12 protein-coding genes and 1 pseudogene are annotated in these 16,855 nt (G+C 66.0%); 8 read left to right on the forward strand and 5 right to left on the reverse strand.

What is annotated here, in order from left to right; translation table 11 throughout:
- Positions 1-42: 42 nt before the first annotated feature.
- The 6 genes from ACEN8I_RS19160 to ACEN8I_RS19185 are packed head-to-tail and all read left to right on the forward strand — an operon-like array spanning position 43 to position 5,287.
- On the forward strand, positions 43-234 hold the full coding sequence (locus ACEN8I_RS19160) for a CbtB domain-containing protein (RefSeq protein WP_074575189.1): 192 nt from the start codon (positions 43-45) through the stop codon (positions 232-234).
- A 23-nt stretch (positions 235-257) separates the two neighbouring features.
- Positions 258-1,091 (forward strand): CbtA family protein, encoded by an 834-nt coding sequence (locus tag ACEN8I_RS19165; protein ID WP_413330167.1) that lies wholly within the window; start codon positions 258-260, stop codon positions 1,089-1,091.
- Between the two features lie 53 nt (positions 1,092-1,144).
- Positions 1,145-1,813 (forward strand): 5,6-dimethylbenzimidazole synthase, encoded by a 669-nt coding sequence (bluB, locus tag ACEN8I_RS19170; protein ID WP_413330178.1) that lies wholly within the window; start codon positions 1,145-1,147, stop codon positions 1,811-1,813.
- The gene (gene cbiB, locus ACEN8I_RS19175) at positions 1,810-2,829 is read left to right on the forward strand and encodes an adenosylcobinamide-phosphate synthase CbiB (protein WP_413330168.1); all 1,020 of its coding nucleotides are present in this window, start codon (positions 1,810-1,812) and stop codon (positions 2,827-2,829) included. The genes bluB and cbiB overlap by 4 nt, the downstream gene beginning before the upstream one ends.
- Complete coding sequence (locus ACEN8I_RS19180) at positions 2,826-3,836, forward strand: aminotransferase class I/II-fold pyridoxal phosphate-dependent enzyme (protein ID WP_413330169.1); 1,011 nt, start codon at positions 2,826-2,828, stop codon at positions 3,834-3,836. Before cbiB ends, ACEN8I_RS19180 begins: the two co-directional genes overlap by 4 nt.
- Positions 3,833-5,287, forward strand: a complete 1,455-nt coding sequence (locus ACEN8I_RS19185; protein ID WP_413330170.1) for a cobyric acid synthase — start codon at positions 3,833-3,835, stop codon at positions 5,285-5,287. The genes ACEN8I_RS19180 and ACEN8I_RS19185 overlap by 4 nt, the downstream gene beginning before the upstream one ends.
- A gap of 11 nt (positions 5,288-5,298) precedes the next feature.
- Here the strand turns inward: ACEN8I_RS19185 and ACEN8I_RS19190 are convergent, their stop codons facing one another.
- From ACEN8I_RS19190 to ACEN8I_RS19210, 5 genes are all read right to left on the reverse strand, one after another.
- Positions 5,299-5,730: a hypothetical protein gene (locus tag ACEN8I_RS19190; RefSeq protein WP_413330171.1), complete on the reverse strand. Its 432-nt coding sequence runs from the start codon at positions 5,728-5,730 to the stop codon at positions 5,299-5,301.
- Positions 5,731-5,817: 87 nt separating this feature from the next.
- Positions 5,818-7,740 carry an ATP-binding protein gene (locus ACEN8I_RS19195; RefSeq protein ID WP_413330172.1) on the reverse strand — a complete coding sequence of 641 codons (1,923 nt, stop codon included), beginning with the start codon at positions 7,738-7,740 and terminating at the stop codon, positions 5,818-5,820.
- On the reverse strand, positions 7,706-8,407 hold the full coding sequence (locus ACEN8I_RS19200) for a response regulator (protein WP_413330173.1): 702 nt from the start codon (positions 8,405-8,407) through the stop codon (positions 7,706-7,708). The genes ACEN8I_RS19195 and ACEN8I_RS19200 overlap by 35 nt, the downstream gene beginning before the upstream one ends.
- A gap of 236 nt (positions 8,408-8,643) precedes the next feature.
- On the reverse strand, positions 8,644-10,608 hold the full coding sequence (locus tag ACEN8I_RS19205) for an ATP-binding protein (protein WP_413330174.1): 1,965 nt from the start codon (positions 10,606-10,608) through the stop codon (positions 8,644-8,646).
- A gap of 12 nt (positions 10,609-10,620) precedes the next feature.
- Positions 10,621-11,316: a response regulator gene (locus tag ACEN8I_RS19210; RefSeq protein WP_413330175.1), complete on the reverse strand. Its 696-nt coding sequence runs from the start codon at positions 11,314-11,316 to the stop codon at positions 10,621-10,623.
- A 411-nt stretch (positions 11,317-11,727) separates the two neighbouring features.
- Between ACEN8I_RS19210 and ACEN8I_RS19215 the strand changes: the two are divergent.
- A pseudogene (locus ACEN8I_RS19215) lies at positions 11,728-11,820 on the forward strand (ESPR domain-containing protein); the annotation flags it as partial.
- 129 nt (positions 11,821-11,949) lie between these two features.
- Positions 11,950-16,815, forward strand: coding sequence for a beta strand repeat-containing protein (locus ACEN8I_RS19220; protein WP_413330179.1), 4,866 nt, complete (start codon positions 11,950-11,952; stop codon positions 16,813-16,815).
- Positions 16,816-16,855: the final 40 nt, after the last annotated feature.

Genomic DNA, 16,855 nt, shown 5'->3' on the forward strand with positions numbered 1-16,855 from the left:
TCTTTTTTCACCCACCAACCCTGCCAACCCAAGGAGATCGCCATGACCGAACCGACAACGCTGACCCACAGCCCTTCCGACGTCCTGAACCCCGGCCTGGCCGTGCTGCGCCCGCTGCTGGGCGCCGCCGCGCTCGGCCTGGTCGTCCTGTACGGCGTGGCTTTTGCCGAAAGCCCGCTTGCCCACAACGCCGCGCACGACGTGCGCCACATCACCGTCAAACCCTGCCATTGAGCAGCCCTTCCTGGGAGACATCCATGATTTTTCAACGACTGATCTGGGCGGCCCTGGCCACCGCGGTGGTGGTGGGCAGCCTGCAAACCGGCGTGCAGCGCTGGCAGGCCGCTCCGCTGATTCTGGCGGCCGAGGTGTATGAGGAACAAAAGGCCGAGGCCCCCAAGCCGGCCGAAGCGCCCGCAGCCCATGTGCACGCCGCAGGCACCGCGCCTCATGAACATGAGCATCCGCAAGGCGCCGCCAAGGAATGGGAGCCCGCCAACGGCGCCGAGCGCACCGGTTGGAGCTGGGTGGCCAACATGCTGCACGCCTTCAGCATGGCGCTGCTGCTGTTCGCGGTCATGGGTATATGGCTTTACCGGCGCGGTACCGCGCTGGCTTCGCTGCGCCTGGCCGGCGTGGTGGCGGCGGCCGGCTGGCTGAGCTTTCACCTCTGGCCCTCGCTGGGCCTGCACGCGGAAGTGCCGGGCATGGAGGCCGCGCCCCTGCAGGCCCGCCAGCTCTGGTGGGTGCTGGCGGTGGCTAGTGCGTCCGGCGCCTGCGCCGTGGCCGGTTTCTCGCGCGCGTCCTGGCGCTGGCTGGTAGCCGCGGCCTTGCTGGCCTTGCCCTTTGTGGTGGGCGCGCCCAAGCTGCAGGGCGATGCCCTGGCCGGCTTCGGCCCTGAAGCCCACGCCGCGCTCGAACAGCTGGGTACGCAGTTCATCTGGGCCACCACCTGGGTGTCTCTGACGTTCTGGGTGAGCCTGGGGCTGGCGGGCGGATGGGCTTTCCAGCGCTGGGTGCGCCCGGCTTTGCTGGCGGCGCTGCAGCGCGCCGATGCGCCCGCAGCGGTCGCCGTGCAAGCTCCGCAGTGAGTGCTCCGGCGGGTTCTGTGTCCACCGTCGGGGCGGGCCCGGTCGATCCGGCCGTGCCTGCTCACGCCTTTAGCGCCGCCGAGCAGCACGCGGTGTACCGCGCCATCCACGAGCGGCGCGACATGCGCCACTTCAGCGGCGGCACGGTGGCCGACGAGTTGCTGCAGCGGCTGCTGTCGGCCGCGCACCATGCGCCCAGCGTGGGCTTTATGCAGCCCTGGCGTTTTATACGTGTGCGCAGCCGGCCCTTGCGTGAAGGCGTGCATGCGCTGATTGAGCAGGAGCGCGTGCTCACGGCCAAAGCCCTCGGCGAGCGCGAAGACGAGTTCATGAAACTCAAGGTGCAGGGCGTGCTGGACGCCGCCGAGGTGCTGGTGGTGGCTTTGCCGCCGGGCCGCGAGCAGCATGTCTTCGGCCGTCGCACCCTGCCCGAGATGGACCTGGCCTCGGCGGCCTGCGCCATCCAGAACCTCTGGCTCGCGGCCCGTGCCGAAGGGCTGGGCATGGGCTGGGTGTCCATCTTCGATCCGCAACAGCTGGCCGCGCTTTTGCGCATGCCCGAAGGCAGCAAGCCGGTGGCCGTGCTTTGCCTCGGACCGGTGCAGGCCTTTTACGAGCAGCCCATGCTGCAGGCCGAGAAGTGGGCGCGCCGCGCGCCGCTGGCCGACATGGTGTTTGAGGACCTCTGGGGTGCCGCGCCTTCTTGCCAAGAAGCGCCATGATGGCCTGGACCGGCCTCTACCTTTTGCTCAGCCTGCCTTATGCCGCCGGCTGCATGGCGCTGGCCCTGGGCTTGGCGCTGTGGATAGACAAGTACATGGGCGAGCCGCCTTCGCCCGTGCACCCGGTGGTCTGGATGGGCAATTACCTCAAGGCCTGCGGCAGCGTGACGGTGCGCCGCGCGCCGCCGGCGGCATTTGTGCTGGGCGCGCTCGCCTGGTGGCTGGGCGCGGCGTTGGTGGGTGCCATCGCCTGGGGCGCGCAGGCGCTGGTGTTCTGGCAACTGGCCGCTTATGCCGCGGCGCCGGCCTGGCAGGCCGCCATAGACAGCGTGCTGCTGGTGCTGCTGATGGCCTGGCTGCTCAAGTGCATGCTGTCCTGGCGCATGCTGCGCGAAGAAGTCGGCGCAGTGGAACTGGCACTGGCCCAGTCGCTGGAGGCCGGGCGCGAGCGCCTCTCGTGGCTGGTGAGCCGTGACACCGCGCAACTCAGCGCCAGCCAGGTGCGCGAAAGCGCGATTGAATCGCTGGCCGAAAACCTCAATGACTCGGTGGTGGCGCCCATCTTCTGGTTTGTGCTGTTCGGCCTGCCGGGTGCGGCCGTCTACCGTTTTGCCAACACCGCCGATGCCATGTGGGGCTACCGCGGCGTTTACCGGGGCAAGCACTGGGAGTGGGCCGGCAAATGGGCGGCGCGCGCGGACGATGTGCTGTCCTGGCTGCCGGCGCGCCTCACGGCCTTGCTGCTCGCGCTGGCCGCACGCAGCCTGCCTTTTTATGCCCTGTGCCGCGAAGCGCGCAAGACACCGTCGCCCAACAGCGGCTGGCCCATGGCGGCCATGGCGCTGGCGCTCGGTGTTTCGCTGGGCAAGCCGGGCGTCTACACGCTGAACCCCCTGGGGCGGCCGCCGGAGGCGGCGGACACTGCGCTGGCCCAGGGCCTGGCCGCCCAGGCGGTGTTTGCCCAGCTTTTTCTTGCCATGGCAGCGATGCTGCTGGCCGCGATGGTGGCGGCATGAGCGCCAGGCCGTCTCGCATCCACGGCGGGCCCGATGGCCTGGGCGTGCCGTTGCATGACTTTTCGACCAACAGCAATGCCTGCGGGCCATGCCCCGCGGCGCTGGCCGCCGTGCAGCAGGCGGACGCCACACGTTATCCCGACGCCGGCTACACGGCCTTGCGCGCGCGGCTCGCGGCTTTTCATGGCGTGGACGAGGCGCGTGTGCTGCTGGCCGCGAGCGCCAGCGAATTTATCTTTCGTGTCACGGCCCTGGCGGCCGGGCAGGGCGTGCGCACCGTCTGGCTGCCGCCGCTCAGTTATGGCGATTACGCGCAGGCGGCTGCCGCGCATGGCCTTGCTACGGTCAACAAGCCCGGTGATGCGCAACTGTTGTGGGCCTGCGAGCCTTCCAGTCCGCTCGGGGCCGCGCAGGAAAGTTTGAGCGCGCTGGCCGATGGCCGCCAAACCCTGCTTGTGCTGGACCGTGCCTACGAGCCTTTGCGGCTCAGCGCCGTGCCCACATTAACGAGCCGACAATTCAACACGACCTGGCAGCTCTGGACACCCAACAAGGCGCTGGGCCTGACCGGCGTGCGCGCGGCCTATGCGATTGCACCGCTGGGGCAAGAGGGCAGCGCCGCCGCGCTGGAGCAGCTGTGCCCCTCCTGGCCCGTGGGCGCGCATGGCGAGGCCATGCTGCAGGCCTGGGCCGGTCATAAGGCACAGGACTGGCTGGCCGCCAGCCTCAAGACTTTGCGCGAATGGAAGACCAGGCAAATCACAGTCTGCGAATCCCTGGGCTGGCGCTGCCTGCCCAGCGAGGCCAACTTCTTCTGCGCCCAGCCGGCCTTGCCCCAAGGCCTGGGCCTGCAAGAGGCGCTGGCCGCACTGCGCGCCCAGGGCATCAAACTGCGCGACACCACCTCCTTTGGCCTGTCAGGCCATGTGCGCCTGGGCGTGCAGCCGCCCGCCGTGCAGGATGCGCTGCACAATGCATGGCAACAACTCCGCCAAACCAATTCATGAGCGCAAAAAGTGTCATGGTGCTGGGCACCACCAGCGGCGCCGGCAAAAGCTGGCTGACCACCGCGCTGTGCCGCTACTACGCGCGCCAGGGGCTTAAGGTGGCGCCCTTCAAGGCGCAGAACATGAGCAACAACGCCAGGGTGGTTTCTGAAGGCGAAATAGGAAGCGCCCAATACTTTCAGGCCCTGGCCGCGAGGGCTGTGCCCGACGTGCGCATGAACCCCTTGCTGCTCAAGCCCGAAAAAGACACACAAAGCCAGGTCGTGCTGATGGGCCAGGTCAATGCCGAGCTCTCGCGCATGGAGTGGCGCGGCCGCAGCGCTTCGGTCTGGCCCGTGGTGTCACGCGCGCTCGATGAGCTGATCGCCGAGAACGACGTGGTGGTGATGGAGGGCGCGGGCTCGCCCGCCGAGATCAACCTCAAGTCCAGCGATATCGTCAACATGCGCGCCGCGCAGCACGCCCATGCATCCTGCCTGCTGGTGACCGATATAGACCGCGGAGGTGCCTTTGCGCATCTCTACGGCACCTGGGCTTTGCTCGACGAAGCCGAGCGGCGCAGCATCAAGGGTTTTGTGCTCAACAAATTCAGGGGCGATGCCAAATTGCTGGCGCCCGGCCCGCAGATGCTGCAGGACATGACCGGAGTGCCCACGGTAGCCACCTTGCCCATGTGGTGGCAGCACGGTCTGCCCGAGGAAGACGGTGTCTTCGACGACCGCAGCGTGGCTTCCGGCGCTGTGACCCGAACCGTTGCGGTGATCGCCTATCCGCGCATCAGCAACCTCGATGAGTTCCAGCCACTCAAGAATGTGCCCGGCGTGCGTTTGAAGTGGGTGCGCAGTCCGGCCGATCTCATGGGTGCCGACTGGGTGATCCTGCCCGGCTCCAAACACACCAGCGGCGACCTGGCCTGGCTGCGCGCCCAGGGGCTGGACCAGGCCGTGGCCGCGCACGCCGGCCGCGGCGGCGCCGTGCTGGGCATTTGCGGCGGCCTGCAGATGCTGGGCGAGGCGCTGATAGACCCGCACGGTATAGACGGCAATGCCCCCGGCCTGGGCCTGCTGCCGGTGGTCACCGTGTTTGACGAAGCCAAGACCGTGCGGCACCGGCAGGCCGCCTTCACGCCGCTGCAAGGGCTATGGGCCGGCTTGTCGGGCGTGGGCGTGCAGGGCTATGAAATCCACCACGGCCAGACCGCACCGCATACGGCCATGGCGGCGGCCGGCGACATCGCGCGGGCAGTGATGCCCGAAGGCCTGGCCTGGCAGAACCAGGCCGGCAATGTGCTGGGCCTGTATCTGCACGGCATGTTTGAGGACCCGCGCGTGCTCAAGGCCCTGTTCGGTGCGGCCGTGCCCACGCTGGACTCGGTGTTTGACGGGCTGGCCGATTACATCACCGAGCATTTCGCGCCCGGTGTGTTGCAGTCACTGATCAGCGACTGCTAAGCGCGGGCGTGTCATTGCACGCGCTTGAGCGGCCCGAAGCAGGCCTCGAGCGAAGCGGCCTTGCAGACAATGAACTGGTCCTGCTTGGGGCTGAACTGGATAAAGCGGATCACGCTTTCATCCCCCTCTGTATGCAGGTCGCCCGAGCAGTCGCGCTTGCCGTTGCTTTGCGTCACGGTTTCGGTCACCGGATAAAAACCCGTCGTCGTGGGCTTGGCTGGCACCTGGTAGTCGCCCTGGGTCACTTCCTCGCCGCTGGTGCCCAGACGCCTGCCGTCGGCGCGGTATTGCCAGGTTTCGGTGCAGGTCTTGCCGGGCAGGGTCCAGCTCCAGGTGCCCACAATCGGATGGGCTGTAGCGGGGTTGGGGCCGGCGGGTTGGGCTTGCGCGAAGGCGCAGCACAGCAGGGCGGAGAGAATGCTTGATCGTAAAAAAAGGTTCATGGCGGCGTGTAGGCTCCAAGGGCTATGCCGCGATTATGAAGATGCGGTGTAAAGCACTGGCGGGCCGCGCACCCAAGCCCTTGCCCGTTACGGGCGCTTTTCAGGCAGCTTGAGCGTCAGCGTGGTGCCCGCCGCAGAAGAGTGCAGCAAAAGCTCCGCGCCTATGGCCTGGGCGCGGCGCTGCTGGTTGGCCAGGCCTTTGCCGCCGCCGGCCAGGGCTTGTTCGACGGAGAAGCCGCCGCCGTTGTCGGCGATGATGACGCTGACATAACCGTCTTCGGCGCCCGTCATCACCCTGATCTGCGTGGCGTGGGTGTGTTTGAGGGTATTGGTGAAGGCCTCCTGCAGGATGCGCAGTATGTGCAGTGCGTTGCGCGGGTTCAGCCAGTCCAGCGGCGGCACGTCGGAAACCTCCCAGCGCAGCGAGATGCCGGCGCCGGCCAGGCGCGGCCCCAGGCGAAAGCGCAGCGTGGCCAGCAACAGCAGCAGGTCGGCCTCGACCGGCTCCATCGAATCTATGGTCAGCTTGAGGTCGTCTATGCAGCCCTTGAGGACCTCGGCGACCTCGGCCTCGCCGAGCCGCCCGGCTTCCACCACGCGCAGCGCGCTGACCAGCGAGGAGCCCAGGCCGTCATGCATGTCCTGCGTGAGGCGCTGGCGTTCCTGGCTCAGCACCTCGCGCTGCTCCACTTCGCGCAGCCTCTCGTAACTCGCCGCGAGTTCGGTTTCGCGGTTCTTGAGGCTTTCCTCCAGCCCGGTATTGAGCTGCTCCACCGTGGCCAGGGCGCCTACGTACTGGCGGAACATGATCACGACAAACACGGCGAACAGCAGCATGGCCGCGTAAGGCGTGAGGTAGTAGCTCTCCAGGTCGACCACGTACTTGAGGCGGGCCCAGTCGTAGACACCGAACGCATAGTTGCAAAAAAAGGCGGTCGACAGCATCCTGGCGTCCAGCGAGCGGCTGCGCCAGGAATGCCACAACCCAATCACCGCGATGACCGTGGCCATGCTGATCAGCAGCAGGTGGGCGTAGGGCCGCAGCGCGAGCAGGCTGGGGAAGACGGAGGCAAAGGGCAGGGTGACGATGGAAAACACCACGGCCATTGCCAGCATCACGCGGCTGGTCCGGGGCATGGCGCGGCCGTGCAGGAACTGCAGGAAATAGTGGGTGACCAGCGACTGCCACATCAGCGCATTGAGGGTCAGCCAGATAAACCAGGCGTCGCTGACGATGAGTTTTTCGGGGCCCAGCTGGAAATGCCAGCGGCGCGTGGCATTGAGCACCGCCATGGCGAACAGGTAAAGGCTGGCGGGCTGGCGCCGCACCACCCAGACGGCCAGCGAAAAAAGCCCCACCGCGAGGAAGGCCGCGCTGCACATAAAGGGCAGCTGGTTGGCCAGCCAGTCGCGTTTGGCGGCCATCTCGACCAGGCTGTCGGAGTCGCCGGCGTAGAAGGAGGAAATCCCGGCTTCGGGTGAGGGGAGGCTGTCCAGGCGTATCAACAGGATTTTCGGCGGCGGGCTGTCGGCGGTGAGGTTCAGCGGCAGCAGCAGCGCGGGGTGGCTGAAGAGGTTCCAGACCGGGCTGCCGGTGGAGCGGAAGCGCAGCCGGCCGTCGGCATACACCGCGATCTGGCCGGCCGCGAGCCAGCGTATCAGGTAGAAATGCGTGGGGCCTTTGCTGCCCTGCAGTGCATCGAGGTGAATGCGCAGCCAGGTGGTGACCACCGGCCGCTTGCCGGTATCCGAAGCCGCCGGTGTTTCAATCACGCGCGGCAATGCCACCTGGGTCCAGCTTCCGGGCAGGGCGCTGTCGTCGACCGTGGCGGCCAGCGGCTTGAAGCTTGCCGCTTCTTCACGCAGCATCTCGGCCTGGGTGTAGTGCACGACAGTCCCCGCGGCCCAGGCGGCGGGGCCGCAAGCCAGCAGCCAGGCGCACAGCAGCAGCCAGCGAAGCATGCCTTCGCGCAGCTCAGGCCGCCAGAATGCCCTGGTTCCTGGCTTCATAAATCGCTTCGGCCCGCGAATTCACATTGAGCTTGCTGTAAATGCGCCGCACATAGGTCTGTACCGTATGCTGCGAGACCTGCATCAGCCGGGCGATCTCGTCGGCGGTAAAGCCCTTGGTGATGAGTTCCAGCACTTCTTTTTCGCGGCTGGACAGCGCGGCCTGTTCACTGGCGGCCTGGATCGGTGCCGCCGCCGGCGTGGCAGCCGGCGCCACCGAAGGCGCGGCGCGAAAGCGCATCAGGATCTGCCGCGCGATCAGCGGGCTGATCGGGCTGCCGCCGCCGTGCAGGCTGCGGATCTCGTGCAGCATGTTCTCGGGTTCGCTGTCTTTGAGCAGGTAGCCCGATGCGCCGGCCTCTATGGATTGCAGCACATGCGCCTCGTCGCCAAAGGCCGTGCACACCATGATGGCGCAGGTCGGCCATTGCGCGTGCGCCGCGCGTATCACGTCGATGCCCGAACCGTCGGGCAGGCCCAAATCAACCAGCAGCACATCGGCGGGCGCGCTTTGCAGCGACTGCAGGCCCTGCGCGCGCGTGCTGGCCAGGCTCATCAGGCGTATGTCGGGCGAGGCCGCGATGGCGGCCACGATGGCGTTCTGGAAGTGGACGTCATCCTCCACGAGCGCCACGTGGATCTGGGACGGGCTGGGACTGGGCTGCATGTCGGTTCCTGCGTTGGCGCATGCTTTGTGCATGCCTGGACGTCCTACCCGCGGGACGGGAAGCGGACGGCCGGAAATATTGCCATTTTGCTTCAAGGCCGGGCCATTGCGTGTCCCCATATCTAGGGACAGTTTGGGATGCCGTGCGGCACGGAATTCCGGCCTTGTCGCCGGAAAGACGGACAACAGCGTATCGGCGGATGACGGCGTTAACGCTTTTGTTGCAATCGGCGGAATCACATGGTAGCGAGGCGCTTTTCCGGCAGGCGCAAGGTCAGCCGTGTGCCGGCTGCCGATGATTCAAACGCCACATCACCACCTATGGCCTGCGCGCGGCGTCGCTGGTTGGCCAGGCCCTTGCCGCCGTTGCCTGGCGCTTCCTCCACCGCAAAGCCCCTGCCGTTGTCGGTGATGCCGACGCACACCCAGCCGTCGCCCGCGGCGGTGGTTACGCGTATTTCGCTGGCCTGGGCGTGCTTGAGGATGTTGGCGAAAGCCTCCTGCAGGATGCGCAAAATGTGCAGCGCGCTTGAAGGGTCCAGCCAGTCCAGCGCGGGGAGTTCCTGAACTTCCCAGAGCAGCGTGATGCCAGTGCCTTCCAGCCGGGGCTCGAGCCGGAAACGCAGCGTGGCCAGCAGCAGCAGCAGGTCGGCTTCAACCGGCTCCATCGAGTCGATGGCGAGCTTCAGGTCGTCCATGCAGTCCTTGAGGGTCTGCTTCACGCGTTCGTCGCTCATGCCGCCGACTTCGACGGAGCGGATGGCGCTGATCAGCGTCGAGCCCAAGCCGTCGTGCATGTCCTGCATCATGCGCTGGCGTTCGTCGCTCAGCATCTGCTGCTGGGCGATCTCGCGCAGGCTGCGGTGGCTGGCTTCAAGTTCGGCTTCGCGCGCCCGCAGGCGCTCGGCCAGGCTGGCGTTGACCTGCTCGACCTCCGCAATCGCGCCGGTGTAACGGCGGTACATCACGTAACCGAAGACGCTGAAGGTGATCGCGTTGGTATGCGGGCCCAGATACCAGTTTTCGGGGCTGATGAAATTGTTCTGTACCAACCAGTCGGTCGCGCTGAAGAGCGTGGCCAGCACCGTCCCGATGGCCACCACCATGGCGTCGCGCGAGCGCCCCCAGGCGTTGACGATGCCCGCCACGCTGACGCTCACGCCCATCAGTGCGGCCACCACATACAGCATGGGCGTGGTCCTCGGTGTGTTGGGCAGGGCCGGCCACAGGGGCAGGGTCAGCAGGGCCATCAGCACGGACGCGGTGATCAGTGCCCGCGTCAGCCACAGTTGCCGGCGCCGGTGCAGCAGGCCGATTGAAAAGTGCACCACCGTGACCAGCCAGAACAGCGAGTTCACGGTGAACCAGGCAAACCAGTCGTTGGCAATCGGGAAGTTCACATAAAAATGCAGGCCCCGGATGAAGGACATGGCCGCGAGCACAAAAAACAGCAGGTAGCCCGGCTCATGCCGGCGCCGCAACCACACCAGCAAGGCGAAGATGCCGACCGCGAGGAAAGCCGAGCTGAACATGCCCGGCAATTCCTGCTGCAGCCATTGGCGGCCGTGGTAGCGCCAGCTGATGGCATCCACCGGGCCCAGCCACAGTGACGATAGCGCCACCTGCGTCGCAGCCGTGTGCTCGATGCGCAGCGTGATCTCGCGCGGCGGTCGTCCGTCCGGTGATTTCTCCAGCAGCACCCACAGCGGCGTGTGTGGGCTGTTCCATAAGGGGCCTTGCTGCTGTGCGGTGTGGATCAGGTGACCGTCGGCATACACCGCGAGGGTGCCGTCGGTGCGCACGCGGGCCGCATACAGCGCCAGCGGCGCGGACGATGCCGGGACCGGCGGCACGGTCAGTCGAAACCAGCTGGTGCGTGTGACGGGTGTCACACCGGCGGATGCTGCAGCCCGGGCCTGTCCCAGCACCGAGATGGGCAAGGCGTGCGGCAGCGCAACGGGTTGCCAGTGGTCCAGCAGGGTTTGGCCGTCGAGGGTGAGCGGTGGCGAGGTGAAGCCCGCATCGGTTTGCACCTGCCAGTCAGCCTGGGTGAGATGCAGGGCCGCTGCGCTGGGGGAATCACCCGCGCGGGTGTCCGCAGAGTCGCAGGCGACAAGACCCGTCAGCACCGCGGCTGCTGCCAGCAGCGCTACGCGGGGCGAAAAACGCAGGAGCCGGTGGTAATAAAAGGAAAAGGGCATGCGCACGGGCAACTACTGCGACAGAATGCCCTGGTGCCTGGCTTCGTAAATCGCTTCCGCCTTGGAGGTGACCTTGAGTTTGCTGTAGATGCGCCGCACAAAAGTGCGCACCGTGAAGGGCGACAACTCCATCAGCCTGGCAATTTCCACCGCGGTGAAACCTTTGGTGATGTAGTCCAGCACTTCCTTTTCGCGCGCCGACAGCCGCGAGGACGCGTCGATATCGGCGGGCGTTGTGCCGGCACCCGCTGCGGTGCTGCGGCGAAAGCGCGCCAGCACCTGCCGGGCGATGATGGGGCTGATCGGGCTGCCGCCGCTGGCCAGGCTGCGGATCTCGGCCACCATCTTCAGCGGTGAGCTGTCTTTCAGCAGGTAGCCGGCAGCGCCGGATTCGATCGACTGCATCACATGCGTCTCGTCGCCAAAATTGGTACTCACCATGATGCTGCAACCCGGCCACTGCTGGGAAGCCGCGCGGATCACGTCGATGCCTGAGCCATCGGGCAGGCCCAAATCAACCAGCAGCACATCGGCCGGCGGTTGCTTGAGCATCTGCAAGCCTTCGGCGCGGGTGCCCGCCGCGCCCACCAGGCGCATGTCGGAAGCGCCCTGCACCACGCGACTCAGCGCCCCGCGAAAGCTCGGATCGTCCTCGACGATGGCGACGTGGATCACGGGCAGGTCCTGTTCAGCGGGAGGTGCATTCATCAGGCGACATTTTGCGACGGTTTCGGTCGCACGACTCGCTATTTGTGTAGATTGTTTGTTCTACATGCAAGCCGGTAACCGGTGTCTGGTCACCGGCAAGGTCTGTTCGCTGTCCCGTTGGTGCCGGTGATCATGTCGCCCGGAAGATCCATACGCTATTCTTTTTATAGCGATTGGCGCCTATTTCTGCTGGTCTTAGGTCCAATATTGTGTCCGGGAGCGGCCCCTGAAGATATCTGGGTGTAGCGAATATGTGCGACAGACAGCGGCTTTCGTGTTTCGTACGATGACGGCCGGTCAGGCAGGCGTTCCACAACAGCCGGGGGGCGCTGGCCCGACTGATCGGCGAGCAACCTGGTTCGCTGCAAGTCCCGCCCGTCAACGAAAGCTTCCATGAAAAGCCACGCCAGCATGAACCGTATTTACCGCCTCGTCTGGAACACCGCCCTGAGCCTGTGGGTGGCTGTGGCTGAGAACGCCAGAGGCAAAAGCAAGGGCGGCTCGGTTCGCTCAAGTGTGGATTGCAGTTCGGTTCATCAAGGTGATGGCGGGTATGGGGGCGAAGGTGGTAGCGGGTTCACACTTAACGCCGTCTGCAAGGCGGCTCTCGGTGTTCTGTCTTCTCTCATCCTTATGGTTCCGCAGGCGCATGCTGCAGATGCTGCCAATGCGGCGGTCGTCGCCGGTGCAGGCACCGTCGCCACCGCGGGCAACGTCACCACCATCAACCAGGCGACGCAGAGGCTGGCGATTGACTGGACTTCACTGTCCACCCGTGCCAATGAGGCTTTGGTATTCAACCAACCCAACGCGCAGGCCATTGCGTTGAACCGCATCATCGGTAGCAGCCCCAGCGAGCTGCTCGGCAGCCTCACGGCCAACGGCCAGGTGTTTATCCTGAACCCGAACGGTGTGCTGTTTGGCGCCGGCTCCCATGTCAATGTCGGTGGCCTTGTCGCATCAACCCTGAACATGAGCAATGCCGACTTCATGGCCGGCAACAACGTGTTCACCGGTTCCGGTGGCTCGGTGGTCAACCAGGGCATGCTGAATACAAGGCAGGGCGGCTACCTGGCGCTGCTGGCCCCCGAAGTGCGCAACGAAGGTGTGATGACCGCCACGCTGGGCACTGCGCTGCTTGCCGCTGGCAACAAGGTCACCTTGAACCTCGACAACGGCAGCCTGCTGGGCTACAGCATCGACCAGGGCGCGATCAATGCACTGGCCGAGAACAAGCATTTGATCAAGGCCGACGGCGGGCAGGTGCTGCTGGGCGCGAAAGCGATCGACAGCCTCACATCCGCCACGGTGAACAACACCGGCATCATTGAAGCGAAGACCCTTGCCAACAAGGCCGGCCGCATCATGCTGATCGGCGACATGGAACACGGCATGGTCCATATCGGCGGCACGCTGGATGCCAGCGCGCCCGACGGCGGTGACGGCGGCTTTATCGAAACCAGCGCCGCGAATTTCAGGATCCTGCCAAGCTTCAGGGTCAATACGCGGGCGCCACAAGGCAAGAACGGCAACTGGCTGCTGGACCCGGCCACGATGACCATTGCGGCCGGCAATGGTGCGGCGGCCAACACCATTTACGAGGACACGCTTGAAGCCGCGGGTTCCGACATGACCATCCAGGCCACGGATTCGATCAACGTGACGGGCAACTTCTCCAACGCCGATGTGGAAATGCCCAGTGGCCTGAACCTCATCATCAAGACCACCGGGGCAAGCGGCACCGGCATAGACCTCACGGGCAGCGGAGACGGCACCGCCCTGACCTTCAAGGTCTCCGGCGGCGGCACGATTAACGTGAACACAGCCTCGGCGTCCCAATCCATCAAGAGCTCCGGGCTCGCCGTGACGGGCGGCGCCGGCACGATCACCGTCAACTCCGCAGGCGCGCTGGATATCAGCAACGCGGCTGTGCAGACTGCCGGAGGGGCGATCTCGCTGACCGGAGCGGGCCAGGCCGGAAACTCGGGCGTGCTGGTGTCCCAGAGCACGGTGAACGCCGGCACCGGCGTCCTCACCATCAACGGCATCACGGCGGACACAGCGCAGTACGGCGTGCTGCTGGACCGTGCCACCCTCATCAGCGCCAATGCCAACATCAACAGCGCCAGTTCAGCCATCAAGCTGGCCGGCAGCAGCCTGACCAGCAGCGGAAACATCAGCATTGACGCATCCAATACCAATTCAGGCAATCACGCGGTCGAGCTGGTCAACAGCGGGGCCACACAGACCAACGTCAGTACCACCGGCAGTGGCACCATAGGCATCACCGGCAAGTTGAAGAGCGGCGGCGCCGCTGCTGTCGCCGCCAGCGGCTCGGCGGCAGGCGTGGCCATCGCCAACTCCAACGTCGCAGGCGGCGCCGGCACCGTCACCATCATCGGCGAGTCGGGCTGGGGCACCATCATTGCCCAGGCGGCCCGCGGGGTGCGGCTGGACTCACTGGCCAAGGTCACGGGTACGGGCAACATCGCCGTCACCGGCAATGCACACACCACTTCGACGGCCCACAGCGTCGCCGTTGAGCTGGGCACCGGCTCCGAGGTGTCCAGCACCGGCGGCAACGTGGAGGTCAGGGGCCAGATGCTCAGTGCCCTCGCCGCCGCCGCGGATACCAAGGGCATCATTGCAAAAGGCAAGCTGCAGTCCGGCGCAGCCAGTCGCATCTTGCTCGACGGCGTCGCTGATATGGACGATGGCACGACCGGCATCGGCATCCTGGTCGATGCCGGCGCCGACCTGATCGCGGGCACGGGCGGGCTCTCCGTTTCAGGTGCTGGGCAGGGCCTCTCGACAACGGCAACGTTCACGGGCATCTCCATGGCGGGCGGCAGCCTCAGCTCGACCGGCGCGATCACCATGGACGGCCGCGGGAATTCGGCGGTGGTACACGCTGCCGGTTCCCAGGGCCTGAGCCTGACCGGCGGCAGCATCAACTCCAACGGCGCGGCCATGTCGCTGCTCGGGTCGGGTATGGCGCCGGCCTCGCCGGCCACCAACTTTGACCTGAACATCAACGGCACCGGCATCGGCAGCGGGGGCGGGGATATCGCGCTGCGCGGTGAGCGTGTCAACATCGGCAGCGCCGTCAACGCGGGCGCGGGCAGGGTGACGATCAATACGAACAGCAGCTTCCGGCCGATCACGCTTGGCGGGGCGTCTGAAACCGCCGCCATGAACCTGAGCAACGATGAGCTCAACCGGATCACCGCGTCGGCGATCGCGATCGGCCGCATCGCCAACACCGGCGGCATCGCCATCGGCAACACCGGCGGCGCGATCAACCTGGCCAGCTCGCCGACCCTGAGCCTGATCAACGACAACATCGCGGGCTCGATCACCCAGACGGCGGCCATCACCGTCGCCAACCTTAACGCCAATGCACGAAGCGTCGTCCTGGCCAATACTGGCAACCAGATCAGCCAGGTCAGCGGACGGGCCTACGGCACGGGCAATTTCCAGGTCCGCTCCGCCTCTGCGCTGTCTGTGGGAACGGTTGACGGAACGGCCGGCATCACCAACTCCGGTACCGGGTTTGTTGCGCTGACCAGCAGCGGCGCCCTGTCGCAAACCCAGGCCATCGTCGCCAATACCTTCCAGGCCAGCAGCTTCGGGGGCATGACGCTGGCCAACACGGGCAACCGGATCCAGAATTTCGGCGGCCTCAACAACGGCACATCAGGCGGCATCACCCTTCGCAACACCGCCGCCAACGTCAGCTTCCTGGCCGACATCAACGGCGTCGGCCGCATCGACATCGCCAACACCGGCTCCATCACCCTGGGAGCGGGCTCCTTTTCCAATAACAACAACGCCACAGGCACGACTGCGGGTACCGCCGCCATCAGCCTTGTGGCCACGGGCGGCATCAATACGCCAACCCCCTCATCTCCCGGGTCGCACCTGATGAACGCCAACGGCGGCTCGATCTACCTGGAGGCGGGCAACGGCAGCATAGGCAACAGCGCCGCCAACGCCCTGAGTATTTCAGCGGCCGGCCCCATCGTTGCGGTGGTCAACGGCGCCGGCTCGCAGGTCAACCTGGGCCTGCTCGGCAACAGTGCCGTGGAAAACATCAGCGCCACGGGCGCCGTCAACGTCAGCATCAACGGGGCCGGCAACCTCGCGGTCAAGACGGTGGCCGGCAGCTCGGTCACCCTAGGCGCCGCGGCCGGTGCCATTCTTGATGCCAACGGCGCCGCCAACAACATCAGTGCCACCACGCTCAACGCGAATGCCATGAACGCCATCACGCTGGGCACCAATGTGACAGGCCTGCAAACCCTGGCGACCACGGCCGCCGCGGGCGACATCAGCCTCACCGCCGCCAATGCGCTGAGCAGCAGCAACCTCGCCATCAGCACCGATGCTGGCTCCGTGCAGACAGTCAGCGTCTCATCGGGCGCTGGCATCACCGTTGACAGTGCGTTCGGCAATGCGCAGGACAAGTTCAAGCTGACCACGACCGCCGGCAACATCGCCATCAATGGCGCGCTGACGGCCAGCGAGCTGACGCTGAGCACCGCCGGCACCAGCACACAAACCGCGGCCATCACCGCCACCGGCCTGGAGCTGCTGGGCACTGGCACGCACACGCTCAACAACGCAGGCAATGCGGTGACGACGCTGGCCGGTAGCACCGGCAATGCCGAGTACTCGCAAGCAGGTGCGCTGTCTGTCGGCACCGTCAACACTGTGGGCCTTACCGCTACCGGCAAAGTGCTGGTGCGCACTACGGGCGCGGCCAGTGACCTCACGCTGAACAACGGCGTCACTTCCGGCAGCGCGACCAACGATTCACTGGTGCTGGCCACCGGGCGAAATTTTGTGAACAACGCGGGAGCGGGTGCGCTCATTCCCGGCGCAGGCCGCTTCCTCGTCTACGCAACCGACCCGACGGCAAGCACCCTGGGCGGCCTGGTCTCCACCGGCAATGCCTTTGGCCGTAGCTTTGCGGCCAACGCGCCCACCGATGCGTCGATGACTTCTCTCACCGGCAACCGCTTTGTCTACAGCGTTGTGCCGACGCTCAACGTGAGCGGCGACAACGTGAGCAAGGCATACGGCGGCGCCGACCCGGCGCTCACCTACACCGTCAACAGCGGCCTGGTGGCGGGCGACACCGCGGCTACTGCGCTGGGCGGCGCGCTGTCGGCGCCCACAGGTGCCGCCACGACCGGCCCCACGCATGCCATCATGCGGGGCACGCTGGCGTCGGCCCTGGGTTACAACGTCGTCTACACCAACGGCACGCTGACGATGACCGGTGTGCCGTCCGCACCACCTTTGCCTGCATCTGCTTTCGGCGTGACCGCAGCACTGGACGGGGCATACGTGACCGCGCTCAACACCATTGCCGGCACGGACAAACTCACGGGCAACAGCATCGACAATGAATCGACCGTGCTGGATGATGCCGCGCTCATCAAGGCACTGAACACCGCCGCCGCGGAGGCCGAAGGGCAGGACAAAGCCGAATAGGCAGCGTCGCTTTGAGGGGCGCTGGCCCCCACCCCAGCCC

It is taken from the genome of Polaromonas sp. CT11-55 (genome assembly GCF_047303325.1).
GTDB lineage: Bacteria > Pseudomonadota > Gammaproteobacteria > Burkholderiales > Burkholderiaceae_C > Polaromonas.

Bases quoted from the DNA above. Each gene is read 5' to 3' on its own strand.
- ACEN8I_RS19185 (WP_413330170.1), top strand. From the start codon at position 3,833: ATGAGCGCAAAAAGTGTCATGGTGCTGGGCACCACCAGCGGCGCCGGC.
- ACEN8I_RS19210 (WP_413330175.1), bottom strand. From the start codon at position 11,316: ATGAATGCACCTCCCGCTGAACAGGACCTGCCCGTGATCCACGTCGCC.
- ACEN8I_RS19160 (WP_074575189.1), top strand. From the start codon at position 43: ATGACCGAACCGACAACGCTGACCCACAGCCCTTCCGACGTCCTGAAC.
- cbiB (WP_413330168.1), top strand. From the start codon at position 1,810: ATGATGGCCTGGACCGGCCTCTACCTTTTGCTCAGCCTGCCTTATGCC.
- ACEN8I_RS19205 (WP_413330174.1), bottom strand. From the start codon at position 10,608: ATGCCCTTTTCCTTTTATTACCACCGGCTCCTGCGTTTTTCGCCCCGC.
- ACEN8I_RS19165 (WP_413330167.1), top strand. From the start codon at position 258: ATGATTTTTCAACGACTGATCTGGGCGGCCCTGGCCACCGCGGTGGTG.
- ACEN8I_RS19200 (WP_413330173.1), bottom strand. From the start codon at position 8,407: ATGCAGCCCAGTCCCAGCCCGTCCCAGATCCACGTGGCGCTCGTGGAG.
- ACEN8I_RS19190 (WP_413330171.1), bottom strand. From the start codon at position 5,730: ATGAACCTTTTTTTACGATCAAGCATTCTCTCCGCCCTGCTGTGCTGC.
- ACEN8I_RS19180 (WP_413330169.1), top strand. From the start codon at position 2,826: ATGAGCGCCAGGCCGTCTCGCATCCACGGCGGGCCCGATGGCCTGGGC.
- ACEN8I_RS19220 (WP_413330179.1), top strand. From the start codon at position 11,950: ATGGTTCCGCAGGCGCATGCTGCAGATGCTGCCAATGCGGCGGTCGTC.
- ACEN8I_RS19195 (WP_413330172.1), bottom strand. From the start codon at position 7,740: ATGAAGCCAGGAACCAGGGCATTCTGGCGGCCTGAGCTGCGCGAAGGC.